Genomic DNA, 20,427 nt, shown 5'->3' on the forward strand with positions numbered 1-20,427 from the left:
CTTTATTTCGCAATTCGTTTATATTTCACACGATGCGGCTGAGTAGCTGCCTCACCAAAGGTTTTCTTTTTCCACTCTTCGTAGTCGGAGAAGTTACCTTCGTAGAAAGTCACTTTACCTTCATCTCCGTAGTCTAAAATGTGGGTAGCGATACGGTCTAAGAACCAGCGGTCGTGCGAGATAACCATTGCACAGCCCGGGAATTCTAAGATCGCATTTTCCAATGCACGCAAGGTTTCAACGTCAAGATCGTTGGTTGGTTCGTCCAGTAACAGTACGTTACCACCACGTTGTAGAAGTTTGGCTAAGTGTAAGCGACCACGCTCACCACCTGATAACTCTCCCACGCGTTTTTGTTGATCCACACCTTTGAAGTTGAAACGTCCTACATAAGCACGGCTTGGGATTTCAAAGTTGCCGATGGTTAAAATATCTTGTCCGTTTGATACTTCTTCCCACACGGTTTTCTTATCGTCCATTGCATCACGGAACTGATCCACAGAAGCAAGCACCACAGTTTCACCCATTACAATAGAGCCGCTATCCGGCTGTTCTTGTCCTGAAAGCATACGGAATAAGGTGGATTTACCTGCACCGTTTGCCCCGATAATACCCACAATCGCCCCTTTCGGAATGCTGAATGAGAGATCATCAATCAAAGTACGTTCACCGTAAGATTTGGTTAAATTTTGCACCTCAATCACTTTATCCCCTAAGCGTGGACCAGGTGGAATAAAGAGTTCGTTGGTTTCGTTACGTTTTTGGTATTCGCCGCTGTTAAGTTCGTCAAAGCGAGCCATACGTGCCTTGCTTTTCGCTTGGCGACCTTTTGGATTTTGGCGTACCCACTCCAACTCTTTCTCAATCGATTTTTGACGAGCCGATTCAGCTGCTTGCTCTTGAGCTAAGCGTTTCTCTTTTTGCTCTAACCAAGAAGAGTAGTTGCCCTCCCAAGGAATACCCTCGCCACGGTCAAGCTCTAAGATCCAGCCGGCAACGTTATCTAAGAAGTAACGGTCGTGGGTAATTGCCACAACAGTACCTTCGTAATCGTGTAAGAAACGTTCTAACCACGCCACAGACTCTGCATCCAAGTGGTTGGTCGGTTCGTCTAACAACAACATATCCGGTTTTTCGAGCAATAAACGGCAGAGTGCCACACGGCGGCGTTCACCACCCGACAAATGCTCGATTTTAGCGTCCCAATCCGGCAAGCGAAGTGCATCTGCAGCACGTTCTAACTGATTTTGTAGGTTATGACCATCGTGTGCTTGGATAATTGCTTCCAGTTCAGCCTGTTTTGCTGCAAGTTTATCAAAATCTGCATTTTCATCGGCATATTGTGTATAAACTTCATCAAGCTGAGTTAAAGCGTTTTTCACTTCAGCTACCGCTTCTTCCACCGCTTCACGCACGGTTTGTTGTGGATCGAGCTTCGGCTCTTGCGGTAAATAGCCGATTTTAATACCCGGTTGTGGGCGAGCTTCACCTTCAAACTCTTTATCCACACCAGCCATAATACGTAATAGCGTAGATTTACCCGCACCGTTTAAACCTAACACCCCGATTTTTGCACCCGGGAAGAAACTTAAAGAGATATCTTTAAGGATATGACGCTTCGGTGGCACGACTTTGCCGACACGATGCATCGTATATACAAATTGACTTGACATTGTTCGTATTCCTCACAAAAAAATTCGCCTTATTCTACTTGAATTTACAGCCAAAATATAGGGCGGTTTTAGATTTCGCTAAAGTAACCCTTTTTCCAATAAAAATGTTATTTGAGGCTGCATAGTACTATGCATTTCTCTTACCTTGACAGGTAAGAGAAACAAATCCTGAAGGAAAAAAATTTTAAGGAAGTTATTCTATGCAATATGTCCAAAAACACTCAAATTATTCAACAGCATTGTTGGTTGTTATAAGGGAGAAGATTAATTCTCTACCTCATCAAGGCTTGATTTTAGATTTAATATCCATTTCTAAAGATGATTTAGATGATATTTTGGAGGGTAATACTGATATGAATATTCATCAATTATTAAGCCTGATTTATAAGGCTGGATTTTTTGATGTATTAAACATCACAAATAATCTATGTATAAAACTCAGTCAATTTGGTTTTTATTTCCAAAATGGCAATTTGAGCCAAAAAGATGATGAGCTTTTGAGTTTATATAGAGAATTCTATAAACATAACGAGTTTATCACTCATCTCAAGTCCCATAGTCTTTATGGATGTATTGAGCAACCTACTTCGGCATTTTTTCATTATTGTACTAATGAAAACTTTAGAAATGCGTTTAATGAAGAGAGCCTCTATGATTTTCAAATGTGGAATGTGTTTAGATAGGAGTTTTTTATGTCATCTCAAAATAGTTTCTTAACAAAATATTCAAAAAGTAATTCTCATAGTCAGGATTCTCAAAAAATAAATGAGGCATTAGAATGGCTGAATGAAAAATATGATGAATTATGTGATTCCTTTCTGATTGCGGTGGGGCTGAAAGAGTTTTTAGATAAAGGCTTTGTACCACCTACGGTTGACGATATAAACAAGGTTGCTGGATTTAGTGTAGCAGAATTATATGAACTACGCTTAATCTCCTTGAAACATATCAATAATCTAGAATCCAGTAGTTTTTTAGATGAAGAAATGAGAGAAATTTTAAATAAATACAAGGTATTCTTCTCTATTTTTGAATCAGAAATTCAAGAGGTGACACATATTTTAAGAAATAAAATAGTAATAATTGGTGAGGAAGATATTGATAACTTAATGAAAATGCAGGCTGCAATAGATTTTCTAAATAAAATAGATATTGGCGATAAAATTGAATTTTCTTATCCAGATATAGAAGAAGGTGGTGAACTATTTTTACAATTACTTGCAGTTCTAGCAATATTAAGAATATATCGTAATAGAAATATATTTATACTTGATGGAGTGATTTTTAACTTTTTTCCTAAGTTTATCGCTATTCTCGGGACTGGTGCGTTTAATGGATTTTTAGACTTCCCTAGTTTGGTAGGAAAGGTTTTTCCAGAAATTATTGATACGATAAATGAGGGTTTAGATTTAGATATTGCTATTGAGGACTTTGAAGTGTTGAGTCAGGAAGAAATGACTGAATGTATGGGTTTATATGAGCAGGCTCTCATTAAGAAAGCTGAAGAAGGCGAAATTGGTTTATTAAATGTTGATGAAATAAATAGCTTTTATGAAGATAATAGTGAGCTAATCTTACCTGCTAAAAATCATGTAGCTGAATATATAGCCCCCCAACCTGACAGCAAAGCCTCCTCTGCAATTCTAAAATTCTTTGATTCAAATTCCAACACATTGGTCGCCAAACTCAAAGAAAGTGGTTTGCAATTAAGTGCTGTGGCATTACAGAACGATCAAAATATCGCAAGGGTAGCGAATGTGGTTTATAACTTATTACCGGGAATGGTGCGTATTTTTGTGAGTTACGATACCGTAGAAAATTTCTTATTAAATAACCGCCAATGGTTGATCAATAAATTAGTTTAATCAGGAGAATTATTATGGATAAACAGTATAGATTTGATATTTACTATACAGATACTCGCTATAACCAAAACGGACAAGGAGGGGTAGTTGCACGAAACATATCTGATGCTAAAAATAAATTTAAGGCTGGTAGGCCTTATATCAAAATTACCTCTTGTATAAGACGTGATGAAGTTATCAGTAAAGCAAATAATATGACTAAATCAGGGAGTAGTAAGAAAGCAAACTTACAGGAAAGCTCATCCATTGGTTCAATGTTACTTGGTGCAGCTGTAACTGCTGGGGTTGGTTTTGTAGCCAATAAATGGTTTAACAAAAAAGATAACACTTAATTTATCTCTAACCAATGTGGAGTAAAAATGGCTGGATTATTACCACCTTATTTCAAAAAGAAAAATAGTGATCACTATAAAGATGCTGTAAAACAATTTGGGAAAGAACAAGTTGATGAGGTTATAGCACAGTGTGATGAACTTGAATCTTGGGTAAAAGAAATGCCAACAAAACAACTTATTATGTATGTTGGTTGTTTCCATACTTTTAACAAATTACCTCAATCTAAAGCTTATGTTCAAGAGAACTTTCCAAACGTATTGGAAAACCCGTTTCTTTTCCAAACACTTTCGGCAGCGTCTCATAATGAACTTAAAATAAATCGAGGATATAAATTCAAAGAAAAAATGCTTGATGAATTCTATAATCTCATAGAGTTGTCTGAAAAGGATGATGAAGAATATTCTGAAGAAGAGGTAAAACTCCCTTTGTGGAAAAAGATTTATTATGTTTTCATTATATTTGGGATTATTATGTTTATTTATAGAGCAATTAATTGGTTGTTATTTTAATATCCTTCATATCAAAGGGGCGGCATTTTTAGAGTTAATCTAGAAAATGAAGCCCCTTTCATCTTAGGGACTATATAGCTTAGTCTCCACATTCTCCATTCTAGATGTAAGGGTAACGAGATCATTTTTGATATGGTATATAATTTGCCTTGTTTACTAGAAGTACCTCCGATTTCTTATTGTGAATGAGCCGAAAACAAGGGATAATATCGCGTTTATTTTAATGAGATACTTGAACAAGCGGTCAGATTTTCTCTGTTTTTTGCAAAATAAAATGCGTTTTTGACCGCTTGTATATTTAATTTTGTGGATATTATGGTCGATTATATTCTGTTAATCATCAGTACCGCCTTAATCAATAACTTTGTTCTGGTGAAATTTCTAGGGCTTTGTCCGTTTATGGGGGTATCAAAAAAGGTTGAAACCGCTATTGGAATGGGGCTTGCCACCACTTTCGTACTAACGGTTGCCTCACTCTCTGCTTACTTGATGGAAACCTATCTGCTTGAGCCATTAAACGCTGAATTTTTACGTACTTTGGTGTTTATTTTGGTGATCGCGGTGATCGTGCAATTAACCGAAATGATCGTCCATAAAACCAGCCCAATGCTTTATCGTTTACTGGGGATTTACTTACCGCTAATTACCACTAACTGTGCAGTGCTTGGGGTAGCATTATTAAATGTAAACTTAGCTAATAATTTAGTTGAATCCGTGCTTTACGGTTTTGGTGCGGCGGCAGGTTTCTCATTAGTGTTAGTCTTATTTGCAGCCTTGCGTGAGCGTTTAGCAGCTGCCGATGTGCCTCGACCATTCCAAGGGGCTTCTATCGCCTTAATTACCGCAGGCTTGATGTCGCTTGCCTTTATGGGCTTTACAGGTTTGGTGAAACTCTAATGCTTGATTTACCAATTATCGCTTATATCCTTATCGCCATTGCTTTTATCGCACTGATTTTCGGGGCGATTTTAGGCTATTCCTCAATTAAACTAAAAGTTGAAGCCGATCCGATTGTTGAACAAATTGATGCTTTATTACCGCAGAGCCAATGCGGGCAATGCGGTTATCCGGGTTGTAAACCTTACGCAGAAGCGATTGCTAATGGTGATGTCATTACAAAATGTGTACCGGGTGGACGACCTTTGGTGGTTAATCTTGCCGAGCTATTAGGGGTTGAAGTACCGCCAATGGAGGGAATGGAAGAACCTGAAGTCAAAGTAGCTTTTGTGATTGAAGATCTTTGCATTGGTTGTACTAAATGTATTCAGGCTTGTCCTGTTGATGCCATTATCGGTACGAACAAAGCAATGCACACCATCATTCCTGATCTCTGTACAGGTTGCGAGCTTTGTGTTGCCCCTTGCCCAACTAACTGTATTGAAATGATTCCGGTTAAACAAACCACGAACTCGTGGAATTGGAAATTTGACCAAAATTTAATTATTCCTGTGGTAAATACAACAGAATTACAGAAAAAACTGGTAACAGGCGGAGGGAAGAATGAGCAATCCTAGCTTAGTGATTGAGCGTATCCGCCAAAATAAAGAAACCGGCAAGTTATGGGATTTCCCGGGTGGTATTCACCCGATGGAAAATAAAGATCAATCTAATAGTAGGCCGATTAGAACCCTCAATTTACCTCGCTTTTTCTATGTGCCGCTGGTTCAGCATTCCGGTTGGGCGGGAGAACTATCAGTAAAAGTGGGCGATTTGGTGCTAAAAGGGCAACCGCTCACTAAAGGCGATAACTACCGTCAGCTTCCGGTACATAGTCCAACTTCAGGACGAGTGATTGGCATTGAGCCTTATGTTTCCACTCACGCTTCGGGCTTACCTGAAATGACGATTATCATCGAAACCGATGGCAAAGATGAGTGGGTAGAACGCCAGCCGATAGAGGATTTCCTAAGTCTTACAAGCGATCAAATTATCCAAAAAGTTTACCAATACGGCATTGCCGGTTTAGGTGGAGCAGTATTCCCAACCGCAACAAAATTAAGCCTTGCGGATAAACGCTGTAAATTGCTTGTGATTAACGGGGCAGAATGTGAACCTTACATCACTTGTGATGACCGCTTAATGCAAGATTATACGCACGATCTAATTGAAGGAATTCGGATCTTACGTTATGTGCTTCGTCCTGAAGAAGTAGTGATTGCGATTGAAGACAACAAACCGCACGCTATTAAAGCACTAGAAGATGCCTTGAAAGGCTCAAATGATATGTTTGTGCGAGCCATTCCGACTAAATATCCGTCCGGGGCGTCTGATCAGTTAATCCAAGTATTGACCGGGCTTGAAATTCCGGCAGGACAACGCACGATTCAAATGGGTATTGTAATGCACAATGTCGGCACAGCCTATGCGGTTAAACGTGCGATTATGGATGACGAGCCGTTAATTGAGCGAGTGGTTACTCTGACCGGCGACAAAATCCGCAACAAAGGCAATGTGTGGGCAAGGCTCGGTACACCAATTCAGCATTTGTTAGAACAAGTGGACTACCAAGCCGACAAGCGTTTTCCTGTGTTTATGGGCGGACCAATGATGGGCTTTATTTTGCCTTCATTGCAAGCTCCTGTAACCAAAACCGTAAATTGCTTGATTGCCCCGGATCATTTTGAATACGCACCACCGGAGCCTGAACGTAGTTGCATTCGCTGCTCAAGCTGCTCTGATGCTTGCCCTGTGGGGTTATTACCACAGCAGCTTTATTGGTTTGCCAGAGCGGAAGATCACGACAAATCTAAAGAGTACAATTTGGATGCTTGCATTGAGTGCGGCGTTTGTGCTTATGTTTGTCCAAGCTATATTCCGCTTATTCAGTATTTCCGCCAAGAAAAAGCGAAAATCAATGAAATTGAAGAAAAAGCTCGCAAGGCGGAAGAAGCTAAAATCCGTTTTGAAGCAAGAGAAGCCCGTTTACAAAAAGAACGAGATGCAAGAACGGCTCGAATTACCCAAGCGGCTGAAAAACGCCGTGAAGAAGTGGCAAATGCAGGTGGCGTTGATCCTGTAAAAGCGGCTCTTGAACGCTTGAAAGCGAAAAAAGCAGCTGAAACCACTCAAGAAACATTGGTAGAAGTGCAAGTAAAATCTAACGGTGAGCCTGATAATAGCGATTTAATGGCACAACGAAAAGCCAGACGTTTAGCTAAACAGGCAGAGCAAGCGATCGAAAAAGCAGAAAATATTGTAAACACTGAAACTGAAGCCACAGATAATGCTGAAACTGACCCTCGAAAAGCCGCAGTTGCCGCAGCACTTGCTCGAGCCAAAGCGAAAAAAGAGGCTCAGAAAGAGCCTGTAGTGAAGAATAGTCATTCTCTTGAACCAACAGAAAATGCGGAAGTAGACCCTCGTAAAGCAGCGGTTGCTGCTGCACTTGCTCGAGCTAAAGCGAAAAAAGAAGCCCAACAAGCGGTCGAAAAACCGGAAAATATTGCAACTGTAGAGGCGAGTAGCCATTCGCCTGAAACAACCAACAATGTGGAAACCGACCCACGTAAAGCGGCGGTTGTTGCCGCCCTTGCCAGAGCCAAAGCGAAAAAAGAAGCTCAACAAGCGGTTGAAAAAGCAGAAAATATTACAACTGTAGGGGCGAATTGCAATTCGCCTGAACCTACAGAAAATGTGGAAACCGATCCACGCAAAGCCGCCGTAGCTGCTGCCATTGCTCGAGCCAAAGCTCGTAAGCAAGCTGAACAGGAGCAAAAAGATGTTTAGTGAGCTAATTCCACCACTGCCTTGGTCGTTCCTGTTTATTCAGGATTTAATCGGTACAATTGTGTTTGCGATTTCAGGGGCGATTGCGGCTCGTCAGCACAAAATGGATATTTTCGGAATGTTTATTTTGGCGTTTGTAACTGGTGTTGGTGGTGGCACATTGCGGGATATGATGATTGGTTCAACCCCTGTGTTTTGGATGAAGCAGCCGATTTATGTGTTAATGATTAGTCTTGCCGTGATTATTACTGCGATTTTTCGCAATCAAATTTCCCGCAAAAGCTGGCAAACAGGCTTGTTGGTATTTGATGCGATTGGGCTTGGTGTATTTACGGTGATTGGGGTACAAAAAGGCTTAGATTTTGGTCTGCATCCGTTAATTTGTATAGCACTAGGTGGTGTTACAGGTTGTTTTGGCGGTGTTATTCGAGATATTTTACGTAATGAAGTGCCGATTGTGCTACAAAAAGAAGTTTATGTAACCGCAAGCCTGATTGGTGGTGTGATTTTTGTAGCAGCAAATTCGTTCGGATTGGAAAGTGATTGGGTGTATTTGGCAACAGTTTTCACCGTCATTATTATCCGCTTGTTGGCAATTCGGTTTAATTTGCATTTACCAAAACTATAGTGATAGCAGGACTTTTTAGCAAATTTTTATAAAGGCTTTATATAATGTTTAGAGTAGTCAGTTCCCCACATACCCATTCAAGCAATCTTACTGCAAATATTATGTTGTGGGTCATTTTGATGATGTTGCCCGCACTTGGGGTTCAACTTTACTATTTCGGTTTCGGGGTGCTAATCCAAATTGTGATTGCGATCGCTTTGGCAATTGCTATTGAAGTTGGAATTGCAAAATTACGCAAAAAAACGACCGCTTTCTACCTGGCGGATATGTCGGGTATTTTAACAGCGTTGATTTTAGCGATGTCTATCCCGCCTTATGCTCCTTATTGGATCATCATAATTGGTGTCATTGCGGCACTGTTATTGGCAAAACATAGCTATGGAGGCTTAGGGCAGAATATATTTAACCCGGCAATGGTTGGTTATGCGTTGTTGTTGGTTTCTTTCCCCGTACAGATGACCTCTTGGATTGTGCCGATTGAGTTATTAAATGAACCACCTACATTTAGTGATGCAATTTCATTAATTTTCAGTGGAGTAACCAGTGATGGTTTTAGTCTTCATCAACTGGTGAATAGTGTTGATGGCATCGCACAAGCCACACCGTTAGACAGTATGAAAAGCAGTTTAGCCAAATCTGGTTTCGATGCTGTAATGAATACGCCGATTTTTAACGGATTATTTGCAACAGGCTGGCTACAACTGAATATAGCCTTTTTATTAGGTGGACTTGTGCTGATTTATAAGCGAATTATCCATTGGCAAATCCCTGTTTCAATGCTTGCTGCCTTTATCGTTTTAAGTGGTATAACTGAGTTGGTAACAGATCAAGCATATCTTCATTTTGTCAGCCATTTATTCAGTGGTGCGATGATGTTTGGGGCGTTTTTTATTGCCACTGATCCTGTCAGTGCTTCTATTACCCCAAGAGGAAAACTGATTTTCGGGGCGTTGGTCGGCGTTTTGCTTTATGTGATCCGCTATTACGGCAATTATCCTGATGCAATTGCGTTTTCCGTATTATTGGCAAATATCTGCGTACCGTTAATCGACCACTACACACAACCAAGGCTTTACGGTACGAAATTGGATAGAAAATAATGAATATCTCAAAAATCACGTTAAAATATGCCTTAATTTTAGGCTTGATTGCGTTGTTAAGTACCGCAGTTTCCACCGGTGTGTATCTGCTTACTAAAGGCAGAATTGACGATGTAACGGCAATGCAGCAACGTAACTTATTAGAAGAAGTTGTGCCGAAAACCTATTTTGATAATGATGTATTAGGCAGTTGTAAACTGCTTCAGCTTGAAAATGCTCCTTATCTGAACCGCATTTATATTGCAAAAAAATCCGAAAAAACGACCGCTTACTTCATTCAAAGTACAGCACCGGACGGTTATTCAGGCAACATCGTATTATTAATGGGTATAGAGCCAAACGGTAATCTGTTAGGTGTACGTACCCTTGAACACAAAGAAACGCCGGGCTTGGGCGATAAAATTGAAACCCGTGTATCAGACTGGATTTTATCTTTCACAAATAAACTGTTCAGCGTAGAAAACGAAGCAGAATGGAATGTGAAAAAAGATGGTGGACTGTTCGACCAATTCACTGGTGCGACCATTACTCCTCGTGCAGTAGTGAATAATATCCGCCAAAGTGCAAAATGGGCTCTCACAGAGCTTGTACAAAATCCGCAAATGATCGACCAATTTAAAGATTGTAAATAGGGCATAAAATGGAAAGAGAAAACCAAATCCCTGTAACCAATATTGAAGCAGAACCTAAACAGGCAACAGTGTGGAAAGAGCTTCTTACTGATGGCGTGTGGAAAAATAATGGTGCGTTAGTTCAATTACTAGGGCTTTGCCCGTTGCTTGCGGTGTCAAACAGTGTTACTAATGCCTTAGGTTTAGGTTTAGCGACAATGTTTGTGCTGATTTTTACCAATGTAACCGTCTCGCTTTTTCGTAAAATTACACCGCACGATATTCGTATTCCGATTTATGTGATGATCATTGCAACCGTCGTAACGGCAGTACAGCTTTTAATGAACGCTTTTGCATTCCCTGTGTATCAATCACTGGGTATTTTTATTCCGCTCATTGTTACTAACTGTATTGTCATTGGTCGTGCTGAAGCCTACGCCTCGAAAAATGAGGTAAATTTTTCTGCCTTTGACGGTTTTTCAATGGGGCTAGGTATGACCTTAAGCCTTGTTGTGTTAGGTGCATTGCGTGAAATTATCGGTAATGGTACGTTATTTGATGGTTTAGATTTATTACTCGGCGACTGGGCAAAAGCACTCTATATTGATGTACTACACATTGATTCAGGTTTGCTGCTTGCGATTTTACCACCGGGTGCATTTATTGGGCTTGGGGTGATATTGGCGGTGAAGAATATTATTGATAGGAAGTGATAATGTTACTTTCTTTGGATAGTAACATTATGGAGATCTAACTCCCCTCTTTAGAAAAGAGGGGAGGGGGAGATTTGACAGAATGTATTTGCGGAGAAAATAGGATAAAAATATATCGATAGCTAAATTAATGTTCTAATTATCATTTTACTTCGGCTATTGCTACTGCCAAATCTCCCCTAACCCTTCGTAGCTCAAAGAGGGGGGCTAGTTTCGTTTCTATATTAAAGTAAAAGTAACAAATAAAGAGGAATATAGAATGACAAGAATTACCGCTCAAGACGGTTACACTCACAAATTCCGATGGTCTTTTTTTCACCCAAAGTATTGGGGCGTGTGGTTAGGCGTATTGGGGCTTGTGATTTTGGCGTATGTGCCAGCAAGAATAAGGGATAAATTTTCTGCTTTTGTGGGAAGAGCTGCCTATAAATATCTCAAAAAGAAAAATAAAAAAGGCTATCATCGGGCAAAAGTGAACTTGCGTTACTGTTTTCCTGAATGGAGTGAGCAAAAACGTGAAGAAGTCGTTGAGAAAATGTTTATCACTGTGGCTCAAACAATGTTAGCGATTGGAGAAACGGCAATTCGCCCGGTCTCTTATTTACAAAAACGTTGTGAATTTACAGGCTTTGAGTATGTGGTAAAAGCCAAAGAGAGCGGTAAAAACGTCATTATGCTTGTGCCGCACACTTGGTCAATTGATATGGCGGGTGTGGCAATGTTCTCGTTAGGTTACCCTATGACCTCAATGTACAATCCGCACCGCAATGCGTTAGTGGATTGGCTATGGAACATTACCCGTGAGCGTTTAGGTGGGCGAATGCACACTCGGCAAAACGGTATTAAAGCCTTTTTAGCGGATGTACGCAAAGGCGATGTCGGTTACTTCTTGCCTGATGAAGATTTTGGTGAGGAATTAAGTGTGTATGCAGATTTTTTCGCAACTGAAAAAGCTACCCTTCCCGGTTTAAATAAAATGGCGAGAGTAGCTAACGCGGAAGTGATCCCTATGTTCTCAATCTATAATGCCGAAAAAGCAAAATATGAAATGGAAATTTTACCACCACTTGAATTTTCAGGCGATCCTGTTCAATCTGCCAGAGAAATGAATAGGGTGATTGAATATTTTGTGGAGAAAAACCCCGAGCAATATGTTTGGATTTTACGTTTGCTTAAAACCAGGCGAAATGGGGAAGATATTTACAAAGTTGAATAAATAGACTTAGGGCGAACTGATGGTTCGCCTTTTGTGTAATATAAAATAGATTTGGTATAGCAAGCGGTTAATTTTATGACGAATTTTACACTCGTTTTAACGCTGTATCATATACTTCATTATCTTCTCATCTGCCAACCGTCAGTAATAAAATACAGGTTTCATCATCATTAAGCTGATAAACAAGCATAACACCTGCTTTTCTTAATTTGATTTTGTAGCAATTATGTAGTTCGCCACTTAAGCGATTTTTGGGAATATGAGGATTTTCAACGACTTTATCTAGTTTTTTACGTAGTTGTTGCTTAATGGTAGGATCAAGTTTATTTAGTTCTGCCACAAAATCTTCGTGAACTTTAATAGAATAAACCATAATAACGCCTTATGAAAATAGCTCATAGAGTGTCGTATTTTTGATTTTTTCTGGTTCATTTAGTCTTTTTTTCACGATGTTATACAATTCGGCATCTTCATCTGAAACAATAATTTGCTTAATCGGCATTTTACCTGTATCTGCCACATAAGCTAAAAAGGTACGAATAGCGTCTGATGGGCTAATACCTAAGTTATCGAAAGCTAAAAAGGCTTGTTGTTTAACATTATCATCAACACGAATATTCAAATTTGCCATAGTTTTCCTCCTTTTTAGATTTATTGTAAAACATAAACAAGATTAAGAGTGAAAAAAGGGTAAGCATATTTGCTTACCCTATAGACTTATTTACTCGGTGCTTGTGAGAGCAAACGAGTTAATAACTTCCAATACGTTTCCACCGCCGGAATATGCACTTTTTCATCTGGCGAGTGGGCGTTGAGAATAGTTGGGCCAATCGACACAAAATCCATATTAGGATAGATTTTATTGATTAAACCGCATTCTAAACCTGCGTGAATAACTTTAATTTGAGATTCATAACCTAAAATATCATCGTAAATCGCTTTGGTTAATGGGGTGATTTTAGAATCTGGATTTGGTTCCCAGCCCGGATAATTGCCGGAAAAATCAACTTCTGCCCCCACAAGGGTAGCTAATGAGCGAATTTTACTGCGAATATCGGCTTTGCCCCCTTCAATTAAAGAACGAGCGAGAATAGTCGCTTTTACATCGCTCTCTTTGGTACTCAGCACGCCAATGCTTAATGAAGTTTCCACCACATTTTCCACAACATCGCTATTACGCACCACACCATTTGGCAGAGCGTTAATGAAGTGAATTACACGTGCGGTACTTGCCGGGTCGAATGCTTGTTCAGGCACGTTAGCTTCTTCAATGAAAAATTGGAAGTTTGGCTCTGCAATTCTGAGTTCTGTTTTTAATCGCTCGGCAGTTTGGGTTAAACAAGCGGTCAATTTTTCCTTATTTTCTGCAGAAACAATCAGTGTTGCGTGAGCTTCACGTGGAATAGCGTTACGCACAGAACCACCTTGAACAGCGGAAATTTGAAATTCCACTTCGTTGTAAGCTTCTTCCAAAATACGAGCAAAAACTTTAATCGCATTTGCTCGAGTTGTGTGGATATCACAACCTGAATGCCCGCCTTGTAAGCCTTTAAGCGTAAAGGTAAGAGCCGCATCTTGCTGATGTGGCACTAAAAAAACGGGAAGCGTTATATTCACATTTTCGCCACCAGCACAGCCGATATAAATTTCACCATTTTCTTCGGTATCGGTATTAATCATAATATCGGCAGTCAGCCAGTTCGGGCGTAAACCAATCGCCCCTTCCATTCCCGCTTCTTCCGTCATTGTGAGCAGCACTTCAATGGTTGGGTGAGCTAAATCATCACTATCTAACACAGCTAAGCACGAAGCTAAACCAATGCCGTTATCAGCCCCAAGTGTTGTACCTTTCGCTTTCACCCATTCACCGTCAATATAAGGCTGGATTGGGTCTTTTTTGAAATCGTGAACTGTGCCGGCATTGGCTTGTGGCACCATATCTAAATGAGCTTGTAGGGCAATGACGGCACGATCTTCCATTCCTGCCGTTGCAGGCTTACGGATTAACACGTTACCAGCTTCATCACGCTCTACAAAGAAATTTTTCGATTTTGCCCAATTTACAATAAATTCAGCCAATTCCTCTTCGTGATAAGAGGGGTGGGGAATAGCACACACTTTATCAAACCATTGCCAGAGCAGTTGAGGGGCGAGAGTTGAAATTTCAGACATAATGAGCTCCTTTTGTAAAAAATTGAGAAAAAATCACCGCTTGTATTTAAGCTGGATAGCTATCTCTACCATTGTAGAATAATTTGAGATGAATTTAATAAAAAAATCTTAAAAAAGTGAAAAAAGAACTTGATGACTGGTTGTTTTTTTTTTGTACAATCTGCATGTGTTTTAAACACAAAAATCATCTTTTATCTTACAAAAGGAACATTCTATGTCTATCAAAAAAGTAACATTAGCAAGTTTGATTTTATTGAGTTTAACGGCTTGTGGTAGTGGCGGCTCCGGTGGCAACTCAAACAATGCAACAAAACCGAATGCTAAACCGCAAACCACTCAACAGCAAGTTGATAAAGCCGCTGCCGAAAAAGCGGCGAAAGAAAAAGCAGCGAAAGAAAAAGCAGCGAAAGAAAAAGCAGCGAAAGGGAAAGCGGAAGCAGAGCGTTTAGCGGCAGAAAAAGCAGCGAAAGAGAAAGCGGAAGCAGAGCGTTTAGCGGCAGAAAAAGCAGCGAAAGAGAAAGCGGAAGCAGAGCGTTTAGCGGCAGAAAAAGCAGCGAAAGAGAAAGCAGAAGCGGAACGTTTAGCAGCAGAAAAAGCAGCGAAAGAGAAAGCGGAAGCAGAGCGTTTAGCGGCAGAAAAAGCAGCGAAAGAGAAAGCGGAAGCAGAGCGTTTAGCGGCAGAAAAAGCAGCGAAAGAGAAAGCAGAAGCGGAGCGTTTAGCGGCAGAGAAAGCAGAGCAAGAACGTCAAGCGAAAATTGCTCAATTAAAACCTATTGCGGTAGAAGCTGGATTAGATGAGGGGACAGCAGAGAGTTTAGCTGATCAGAATTTATCAAAAACGCCTGATGAATTTAAGAAAATTGCTGAAGATTATAAATTACAACTTGATATTGCACAGGCTAAAGGTATTTCAAATGGAACATATCCTGTTGGTTTAATTACCAATATTAGTGGTAGCGGATTATCAAGTGTAGAGACTATAAATGCATTAACAAAAGCAGATAGACCTCATAAAATGGTATATAATCAGCCGTATTCCGTTGTCATTGCTGATTATTCAGGGTATGTGGCTTATAACAATCAAACAGGAAAAATTTTCTCAGATGATCGCATATCATCTATTCATGTAAGAGGTTTAAAAACAGCTGAAGAAGCAATTCCAAATGAAGGTACCGCAACCTATTCAGGAAAAGCGTTCAATGGTACTATTAGATCTGATTATGATTGGGAGACAGGTTTCACAGATAAAGTAATTGAAGGTAAAGTTACCTATAATGTTGATTTCAATAATCGTATAGGTTCAGGTGAAATTACAGGGCTAGGAGATGATGTTATCTTAGAACAAGGTGCAATTTCCGGTACTGGTATTACTTCTTCAGCAAGACAAAGCTATCGTTCAGGGCAATACTCACTTGATTTCTACGGTCCGGAAGCTCAAGAAATTGGTGGAAAAGTAATTTTAGAAGGTAAAGATACGATTGGTTTCGGTGGCACTCGTGGCGATATCCAAAAATAATCTTTTCTGACGTTCAATGCCGTTTAAGCCAAATTAAACGGCATTTTTGTTAATACCTAGCACGCTAAGCGTACTAGGTTAAGCATAATTGAGTGGCTCTGCCACTCTGTTTAATCTGATACTATGAAAAAATATCCCCTTTTATTTTCGCTTTTTAGCCCTGTTGTATGGGCGGAAACCGTGATTGAGCACAACACAGATCCCGTTTCTTTTGAACGCCATTCACAAGCGGTCAAATTTGAGCAAAATTTTGTAAAAAAATCGCAAAAAACGACCGCTTATCAAGCTGAATATTCATTCAATCAGACTGTTGAACAGCAAATTAATCAAGCAATTTTGAGCCAAAATTGGGAAAACTTAGCACCGCTTTTAAGCCATTATCAGCAAATGCCCAATGTTGATCCTTTACTTTGGCATTACGCCAAAGCGGCACTTGCCTATGCGAAAAAAGATCATTATTCAGCCATTTTTCACTACCGCCAATTACTCGCCCAAAATCCCAATTTGGTTTATCCACGTTTTGATTTAGCCTTAGTTTTGGCAGAAGATCAGCAATTTCGTGAGGCGGAGCGTGAATTTAGCCATATTCAAGCCAATTTACCGCCCGATTTAGGCAAAATTGTGGCGACTACTCAAATGCAAATTGCAGAAAATGAGCGTTGGCAGCCTGATTTTTATCTGCAATATACCCAAACCAATAATGTGAATAATGCGTCATCTTCGCCGATTGTGAACGTAAATGGGCGGATTTTCCGTAAAAGTGAGGAGAGCTTACCACAATCAGCCAAAGGCATTCGCTATGGCTTCGGGTTAAACAAATTGCAGAATTTGCGTGGTAATCACTTTGTGGGAGTAGGGCTAAATTATAGCAGTATTTATTATTGGGATAATCAAGATTACCGTGAGCAATCTCTTTCTATTTCGCCAAGTTATAGTTACCGTACGGCTCGTTATCGTTTGAGCTTTTCGCCGTTTATTGAGCAGAATTGGTTGGGAAGTAGCCGTTATAATTACCAATTTGGAGCAACGGTAAGTGGTTTTCGTTATCTCAATTCGCAATGGTTGATGTCAGGTAGTTTTACCCATTTACAAAAACGCTATTTTGATGAGCTAACGGCAAGCCGTTATAACAGTTATCAGCACCAAATCAGTGGAGGATTACAGTGGCAAGCGGTCAAAAATTGGCGATTTTTTGCAAATTTAGACGGTAGTCGTGAAATCGCTCGTGAGAAAGCTCAAACGTCAAATAAGTGGTTAGCAAGAGTTGGGGCGGTTTATCAAGGCGAAAAATGGGCAACTCAAGCAAGTTTAGGCTTTGGGAAACGCTATTTTGCCGATAAGCACTATTTATTTGGCTATAAACGGCAAGATAAGGAATATCAAGTTAATCTTGCGGTTTGGAATCGCAGTTGGCATTGGCAAGGCATTGTGCCAAAGTTGAATTTCCGTTATCAAAAAATCGATAGTAATATTGCCGATTTTTACTCTCGACAAAATAAAGAACTGTTTTTTACGTTAGAGAAGCTATTTTAGTGCTGATTTTTTGCACTACGCATACGGTTGCGTAATAAGTTGTATAAAAAAATGAATGAAATGATGGCGAAAAAACCATTTTCAGGTTATTCTAGTGCAATTTTTTTATATCGGGGTGAGCCCCAATTTTATATTAGGTTGTTTCTATGAGCGAAAAATACACAAACGAAAAATATGTGGTAACGTGGGATATGTTCCATATGCACGCCCGTAAGTTGGCAGAAAATTTATTACCCGCTTCTCAGTGGAAAGGGATTATTGCAGTAAGTCGTGGCGGTTTATTCCCTGCTGCTGTTTTAGCACGTGAGTTGGGTATTCGCCACGTAGAAACAGTGTGTATCGCAAGCTACGATCACGATAATCAAGGTGAATTAAAAGTATTACACGCAGCTGAAACTGATGGAGAAGGTTTTATTGTGGTAGATGATTTGGTGGATACCGGCAATACCGCAAAAGAAATTCGCAGAATGTACCCGAAAGCACGTTTTGTAACCGTATTTGCTAAACCACAAGGTGCTCCATTAGTTGATGATTATATCATCGACATTCCACAAGAAACCTGGATTGAGCAGCCTTGGGATTTAGGTATTACCTTTGTTCCGCCTTTGGCTCGTAAGTAATTTTGTGTAATGGACAATGAAAATTGTCCATTATTTTTATCTGTTTTAAATTGATTAAGAAAATGAGTTTAGGTCATCTTTATATTATTTCAGCACCAAGTGGTGCAGGTAAATCGTCGTTAATTAATGCATTATTAGCTGATTTGCCACGTTCTGAAGTCCAACTTTCTGTTTCTCACACAACCCGTAATCCACGCCCAGCTGAACAAGATGGCGTGCATTATTACTTTACCAACCACGAAGAATTTAAGCGTTTAATTGAGCAAGAGCATTTTTTGGAATGGGCGGAAGTGTTCGGTAATTACTATGGCACATCGCTACCAATGATTGAACGCAGCCTTGAGCAAGGGATTGATGTGTTCCTTGATATTGATTGGCAGGGTGCAAGACAAATTCGGGACAAAGTGGCAAATGTGAAAACAATCTTTATTTTGCCACCGTCAAAAGCAGAGCTCGAAAAACGCTTAATCGGAAGAGGGCAAGATTCAGCAGAAACTATTGCGAAACGTATGGCGGAAGCGGTTTCTGAAATGAGCCATTATGATGAGTTTGATTATGTAATTATCAATGATAACTTTGAGCAAGCACTTTCCGAACTAAAAGCGATTTTAGTGGCAGAACGTGTCAGTTTAAATAGCCAGAAAATTCGTCATACCAATCTGATTAGTGAACTATTAGCTAACTAAATGAACAAGCGTTCATTTTAGCTGGAAAGAAACGTAGTTTTTGGGTAGAATACGCCGGTTTTCTACCCAAATTTTTTCACAAAATTATTTTATCCCAAATAAGGACATAGAATGAAACTCTCAAAATTAGCCTTTTCTGTAGTGTTAGCTTTAACAGTAACGGCTTGTACCACCGGAAATATGAGCAATGATGGTTCTTTGCAAAAAGCACAAGCAACTTATCAAAGCTATGATGAAATCACAAAACAATATCAAATTAATGAACAATGGTGGCAAGGTTATAGTGATGTGGAATTAAACCGTGTTGTTGATTTAGCGATTAAAAACAATCTTGATTTAGCGAAAAGCGGCATTGCAGTAAATAAAGCACTTTATAACGCTAATTTAGTTGGGGCTAATTTAGTTCCAACCTTTAGTGGTTCTGGTTCAGCTTCAGCCGCAAAAGGGTTAGGCTCTGCTTCTTCTAATAATATTTCAACAGGGGTTTCAACCACTGCGGCTCAAGCAGCATTCAATTTAAGCTATACCCTTGATTTATGGCAGCGTTTAGCCGATACCGCAAGTGCCGCAGAATGGGCTCACAAAGCAACAGTCGAAGATTTAAAAGCGACCCGTTTATCTATCATCAACTCAGTGGTAACCACTTATTATCAATTAGCTTATTACCGTGATGCTATTCGTATTACGGAAGAAAGCATCAAAAACTATGAGCAAATCAGCCGTATTTTAACGAACAAGATGAATGCAGGAGCAATTGACCGTTTAGCGGTAGATCAAGCACAGCAAGCAGTTTTAACTGCTCGCAATAAAGTGATTGAATTACGCACTATGCAAAAAACAGCAGAGCAGATGTTACGCAATTTGCTAAATGTTCACCCAAATACACCGCTTAATATTCGCTATCCAAATATTATGAATGTGAAATTACAAGGTGTAGATTTAAATGTGCCTGTATCAGCGATTGCGAATCGCCCTGATGTAGTGGGTTCGTTACAGCGTTTACAAAGTGCGTTTAAATCTTTAACGGCAACGGAGAAAAGCTGGTTCCCAACTTTAACTATTGGTGGTTCTATTACAGGTAGTGCTACAAATGTGGGAAATATTGCAGATAACCCGGTTGGCAATGCGTTAATTAAACTGGATTTACCCTTCTTAGATTGGAATCGTGTGAAAAATAACGTAAAAATTTCAGAAGCGGATTATGTAACGGCTCGTTTAAATTATGAGCAAAAAATCACTTCGGCATTAAATGAAATTGACCGTTATTATTATGGCTATACGCAATCAAGAAGCTCGTTAAATGTGCTACAAGATGCGTATAATCAAGATAAACGCATCAGTACATACTACAAAAACCGCTATGAACAAGGTGTTTCAGAATTCCGTGAATGGATTGCCGCAATGAACACCGAGCGTAATTCCCAACTTGCCATTTTAAATGCCAAGTACGCCATCTTAGCGAATGAAAATGCGGTGTACCAAGCAATGGCAGGTAAATATAGAAGGTAGATAAGACAACGTCA

Annotated in this window: 21 protein-coding genes; 17 read left to right on the forward strand and 4 right to left on the reverse strand. The window is 39.8% G+C overall.

Features of this window, described 5'->3' with window-relative positions; all coding sequences use genetic code 11:
- Positions 1 to 2: 2 nt before the first annotated feature.
- Entirely contained in the window at positions 3 to 1,673 is a 1,671-nt protein-coding gene (ettA, locus tag ICJ55_RS05020; protein WP_188157582.1) for an energy-dependent translational throttle protein EttA, read from the reverse strand.
- Between the two features lie 200 nt (positions 1,674 to 1,873).
- On the opposite strand from ettA, the gene ICJ55_RS05025 reads away from it, so the two are divergent.
- The 12 genes from ICJ55_RS05025 to lpxM all read left to right on the forward strand — a co-directional run bounded on the left by ICJ55_RS05025 (position 1,874) and on the right by lpxM (position 12,377).
- Positions 1,874 to 2,356 carry a hypothetical protein gene (locus ICJ55_RS05025; protein ID WP_244141789.1) on the forward strand — a complete coding sequence of 161 codons (483 nt, stop codon included), beginning with the start codon at positions 1,874 to 1,876 and terminating at the stop codon, positions 2,354 to 2,356.
- Positions 2,357 to 2,365: 9 nt separating this feature from the next.
- The gene (locus ICJ55_RS05030) at positions 2,366 to 3,538 is read left to right on the forward strand and encodes a hypothetical protein (protein ID WP_188157583.1); all 1,173 of its coding nucleotides are present in this window, start codon (positions 2,366 to 2,368) and stop codon (positions 3,536 to 3,538) included.
- A gap of 14 nt (positions 3,539 to 3,552) precedes the next feature.
- Positions 3,553 to 3,870, forward strand: coding sequence for a hypothetical protein (locus tag ICJ55_RS05035; protein WP_188157584.1), 318 nt, complete (start codon positions 3,553 to 3,555; stop codon positions 3,868 to 3,870).
- Positions 3,871 to 3,897: 27 nt separating this feature from the next.
- A complete protein-coding gene (locus ICJ55_RS05040) occupies positions 3,898 to 4,383 on the forward strand; it encodes a hypothetical protein (protein ID WP_188157585.1) in 486 nt (161 codons plus the stop codon).
- Between the two features lie 315 nt (positions 4,384 to 4,698).
- Positions 4,699 to 5,280 (forward strand): electron transport complex subunit RsxA, encoded by a 582-nt coding sequence (rsxA, locus tag ICJ55_RS05045; protein ID WP_188157586.1) that lies wholly within the window; start codon positions 4,699 to 4,701, stop codon positions 5,278 to 5,280.
- A complete protein-coding gene (gene rsxB, locus ICJ55_RS05050; RefSeq protein WP_025236527.1) occupies positions 5,280 to 5,897 on the forward strand; it encodes an electron transport complex subunit RsxB in 618 nt (205 codons plus the stop codon). The genes rsxA and rsxB overlap by 1 nt, the downstream gene beginning before the upstream one ends.
- Positions 5,884 to 8,109, forward strand: coding sequence for an electron transport complex subunit RsxC (rsxC, locus tag ICJ55_RS05055; RefSeq protein WP_188157587.1), 2,226 nt, complete (start codon positions 5,884 to 5,886; stop codon positions 8,107 to 8,109). The genes rsxB and rsxC overlap by 14 nt, the downstream gene beginning before the upstream one ends.
- The gene (locus ICJ55_RS05060; RefSeq protein WP_188157588.1) at positions 8,102 to 8,737 is read left to right on the forward strand and encodes a trimeric intracellular cation channel family protein; all 636 of its coding nucleotides are present in this window, start codon (positions 8,102 to 8,104) and stop codon (positions 8,735 to 8,737) included. The genes rsxC and ICJ55_RS05060 overlap by 8 nt, the downstream gene beginning before the upstream one ends.
- A 44-nt stretch (positions 8,738 to 8,781) precedes the next feature.
- Entirely contained in the window at positions 8,782 to 9,837 is a 1,056-nt protein-coding gene (gene rsxD, locus ICJ55_RS05065) for an electron transport complex subunit RsxD (RefSeq protein WP_188157589.1), read from the forward strand.
- Entirely contained in the window at positions 9,837 to 10,469 is a 633-nt protein-coding gene (rsxG, locus tag ICJ55_RS05070) for an electron transport complex subunit RsxG (protein WP_188157590.1), read from the forward strand. The genes rsxD and rsxG overlap by 1 nt, the downstream gene beginning before the upstream one ends.
- A gap of 8 nt (positions 10,470 to 10,477) precedes the next feature.
- Positions 10,478 to 11,161 carry an electron transport complex subunit E gene (locus ICJ55_RS05075; protein ID WP_188157591.1) on the forward strand — a complete coding sequence of 228 codons (684 nt, stop codon included), beginning with the start codon at positions 10,478 to 10,480 and terminating at the stop codon, positions 11,159 to 11,161.
- A gap of 259 nt (positions 11,162 to 11,420) precedes the next feature.
- Positions 11,421 to 12,377, forward strand: a complete 957-nt coding sequence (gene lpxM, locus ICJ55_RS05080; protein WP_188157592.1) for a lauroyl-Kdo(2)-lipid IV(A) myristoyltransferase — start codon at positions 11,421 to 11,423, stop codon at positions 12,375 to 12,377.
- Between the two features lie 127 nt (positions 12,378 to 12,504).
- Here lpxM and ICJ55_RS05085 read toward each other — a convergent pair whose 3' ends face one another.
- From ICJ55_RS05085 to ICJ55_RS05095, 3 genes are all read right to left on the reverse strand, one after another.
- Positions 12,505 to 12,750 (reverse strand): type II toxin-antitoxin system RelE family toxin, encoded by a 246-nt coding sequence (locus ICJ55_RS05085; RefSeq protein WP_188157593.1) that lies wholly within the window; start codon positions 12,748 to 12,750, stop codon positions 12,505 to 12,507.
- Positions 12,751 to 12,759: 9 nt separating this feature from the next.
- Complete coding sequence (locus tag ICJ55_RS05090) at positions 12,760 to 13,008, reverse strand: type II toxin-antitoxin system RelB/DinJ family antitoxin (protein WP_188157594.1); 249 nt, start codon at positions 13,006 to 13,008, stop codon at positions 12,760 to 12,762.
- 86 nt (positions 13,009 to 13,094) lie between these two features.
- Entirely contained in the window at positions 13,095 to 14,549 is a 1,455-nt protein-coding gene (locus ICJ55_RS05095; RefSeq protein ID WP_188157595.1) for an aminoacyl-histidine dipeptidase, read from the reverse strand.
- A 214-nt stretch (positions 14,550 to 14,763) separates the two neighbouring features.
- Here ICJ55_RS05095 and ICJ55_RS05100 point away from each other — a divergent pair, with 214 nt between their 5' ends.
- From ICJ55_RS05100 to tdeA, 5 genes are all read left to right on the forward strand, one after another.
- Positions 14,764 to 16,065 (forward strand): factor H binding protein domain-containing protein, encoded by a 1,302-nt coding sequence (locus ICJ55_RS05100; protein ID WP_188157596.1) that lies wholly within the window; start codon positions 14,764 to 14,766, stop codon positions 16,063 to 16,065.
- Between the two features lie 123 nt (positions 16,066 to 16,188).
- Complete coding sequence (locus ICJ55_RS05105; RefSeq protein WP_188157597.1) at positions 16,189 to 17,598, forward strand: surface lipoprotein assembly modifier; 1,410 nt, start codon at positions 16,189 to 16,191, stop codon at positions 17,596 to 17,598.
- A gap of 146 nt (positions 17,599 to 17,744) precedes the next feature.
- Positions 17,745 to 18,218: a xanthine phosphoribosyltransferase gene (gene gpt, locus ICJ55_RS05110; RefSeq protein WP_025216824.1), complete on the forward strand. Its 474-nt coding sequence runs from the start codon at positions 17,745 to 17,747 to the stop codon at positions 18,216 to 18,218.
- A gap of 62 nt (positions 18,219 to 18,280) precedes the next feature.
- Positions 18,281 to 18,904, forward strand: a complete 624-nt coding sequence (gmk, locus tag ICJ55_RS05115; RefSeq protein ID WP_188157598.1) for a guanylate kinase — start codon at positions 18,281 to 18,283, stop codon at positions 18,902 to 18,904.
- Between the two features lie 111 nt (positions 18,905 to 19,015).
- Positions 19,016 to 20,413, forward strand: a complete 1,398-nt coding sequence (gene tdeA, locus ICJ55_RS05120) for a toxin/drug exporter TdeA (RefSeq protein ID WP_188157599.1) — start codon at positions 19,016 to 19,018, stop codon at positions 20,411 to 20,413.
- The last annotated feature ends 14 nt before the right edge of the window (positions 20,414 to 20,427 follow it).

Origin of the sequence: Mannheimia bovis, assembly GCF_014541205.1 — a bacterium.
Classification (GTDB): domain Bacteria; phylum Pseudomonadota; class Gammaproteobacteria; order Enterobacterales; family Pasteurellaceae; genus Mannheimia; species Mannheimia bovis.

What these genes read in the sequence shown, in the direction of transcription:
- ettA (WP_188157582.1), bottom strand. Translation starts at nt 1,673, where the DNA reads ATGTCAAGTCAATTTGTATATACGATGCATCGTGTCGGCAAAGTCGTG.
- ICJ55_RS05025 (WP_244141789.1), top strand. Translation starts at nt 1,874, where the DNA reads ATGCAATATGTCCAAAAACACTCAAATTATTCAACAGCATTGTTGGTT.
- ICJ55_RS05030 (WP_188157583.1), top strand. Translation starts at nt 2,366, where the DNA reads ATGTCATCTCAAAATAGTTTCTTAACAAAATATTCAAAAAGTAATTCT.
- ICJ55_RS05035 (WP_188157584.1), top strand. Translation starts at nt 3,553, where the DNA reads ATGGATAAACAGTATAGATTTGATATTTACTATACAGATACTCGCTAT.
- ICJ55_RS05040 (WP_188157585.1), top strand. Translation starts at nt 3,898, where the DNA reads ATGGCTGGATTATTACCACCTTATTTCAAAAAGAAAAATAGTGATCAC.
- rsxA (WP_188157586.1), top strand. Translation starts at nt 4,699, where the DNA reads ATGGTCGATTATATTCTGTTAATCATCAGTACCGCCTTAATCAATAAC.
- rsxB (WP_025236527.1), top strand. Translation starts at nt 5,280, where the DNA reads ATGCTTGATTTACCAATTATCGCTTATATCCTTATCGCCATTGCTTTT.
- rsxC (WP_188157587.1), top strand. Translation starts at nt 5,884, where the DNA reads ATGAGCAATCCTAGCTTAGTGATTGAGCGTATCCGCCAAAATAAAGAA.
- ICJ55_RS05060 (WP_188157588.1), top strand. Translation starts at nt 8,102, where the DNA reads ATGTTTAGTGAGCTAATTCCACCACTGCCTTGGTCGTTCCTGTTTATT.
- rsxD (WP_188157589.1), top strand. Translation starts at nt 8,782, where the DNA reads ATGTTTAGAGTAGTCAGTTCCCCACATACCCATTCAAGCAATCTTACT.
- rsxG (WP_188157590.1), top strand. Translation starts at nt 9,837, where the DNA reads ATGAATATCTCAAAAATCACGTTAAAATATGCCTTAATTTTAGGCTTG.
- ICJ55_RS05075 (WP_188157591.1), top strand. Translation starts at nt 10,478, where the DNA reads ATGGAAAGAGAAAACCAAATCCCTGTAACCAATATTGAAGCAGAACCT.
- lpxM (WP_188157592.1), top strand. Translation starts at nt 11,421, where the DNA reads ATGACAAGAATTACCGCTCAAGACGGTTACACTCACAAATTCCGATGG.
- ICJ55_RS05085 (WP_188157593.1), bottom strand. Translation starts at nt 12,750, where the DNA reads ATGGTTTATTCTATTAAAGTTCACGAAGATTTTGTGGCAGAACTAAAT.
- ICJ55_RS05090 (WP_188157594.1), bottom strand. Translation starts at nt 13,008, where the DNA reads ATGGCAAATTTGAATATTCGTGTTGATGATAATGTTAAACAACAAGCC.
- ICJ55_RS05095 (WP_188157595.1), bottom strand. Translation starts at nt 14,549, where the DNA reads ATGTCTGAAATTTCAACTCTCGCCCCTCAACTGCTCTGGCAATGGTTT.
- ICJ55_RS05100 (WP_188157596.1), top strand. Translation starts at nt 14,764, where the DNA reads ATGTCTATCAAAAAAGTAACATTAGCAAGTTTGATTTTATTGAGTTTA.
- ICJ55_RS05105 (WP_188157597.1), top strand. Translation starts at nt 16,189, where the DNA reads ATGAAAAAATATCCCCTTTTATTTTCGCTTTTTAGCCCTGTTGTATGG.
- gpt (WP_025216824.1), top strand. Translation starts at nt 17,745, where the DNA reads ATGAGCGAAAAATACACAAACGAAAAATATGTGGTAACGTGGGATATG.
- gmk (WP_188157598.1), top strand. Translation starts at nt 18,281, where the DNA reads ATGAGTTTAGGTCATCTTTATATTATTTCAGCACCAAGTGGTGCAGGT.
- tdeA (WP_188157599.1), top strand. Translation starts at nt 19,016, where the DNA reads ATGAAACTCTCAAAATTAGCCTTTTCTGTAGTGTTAGCTTTAACAGTA.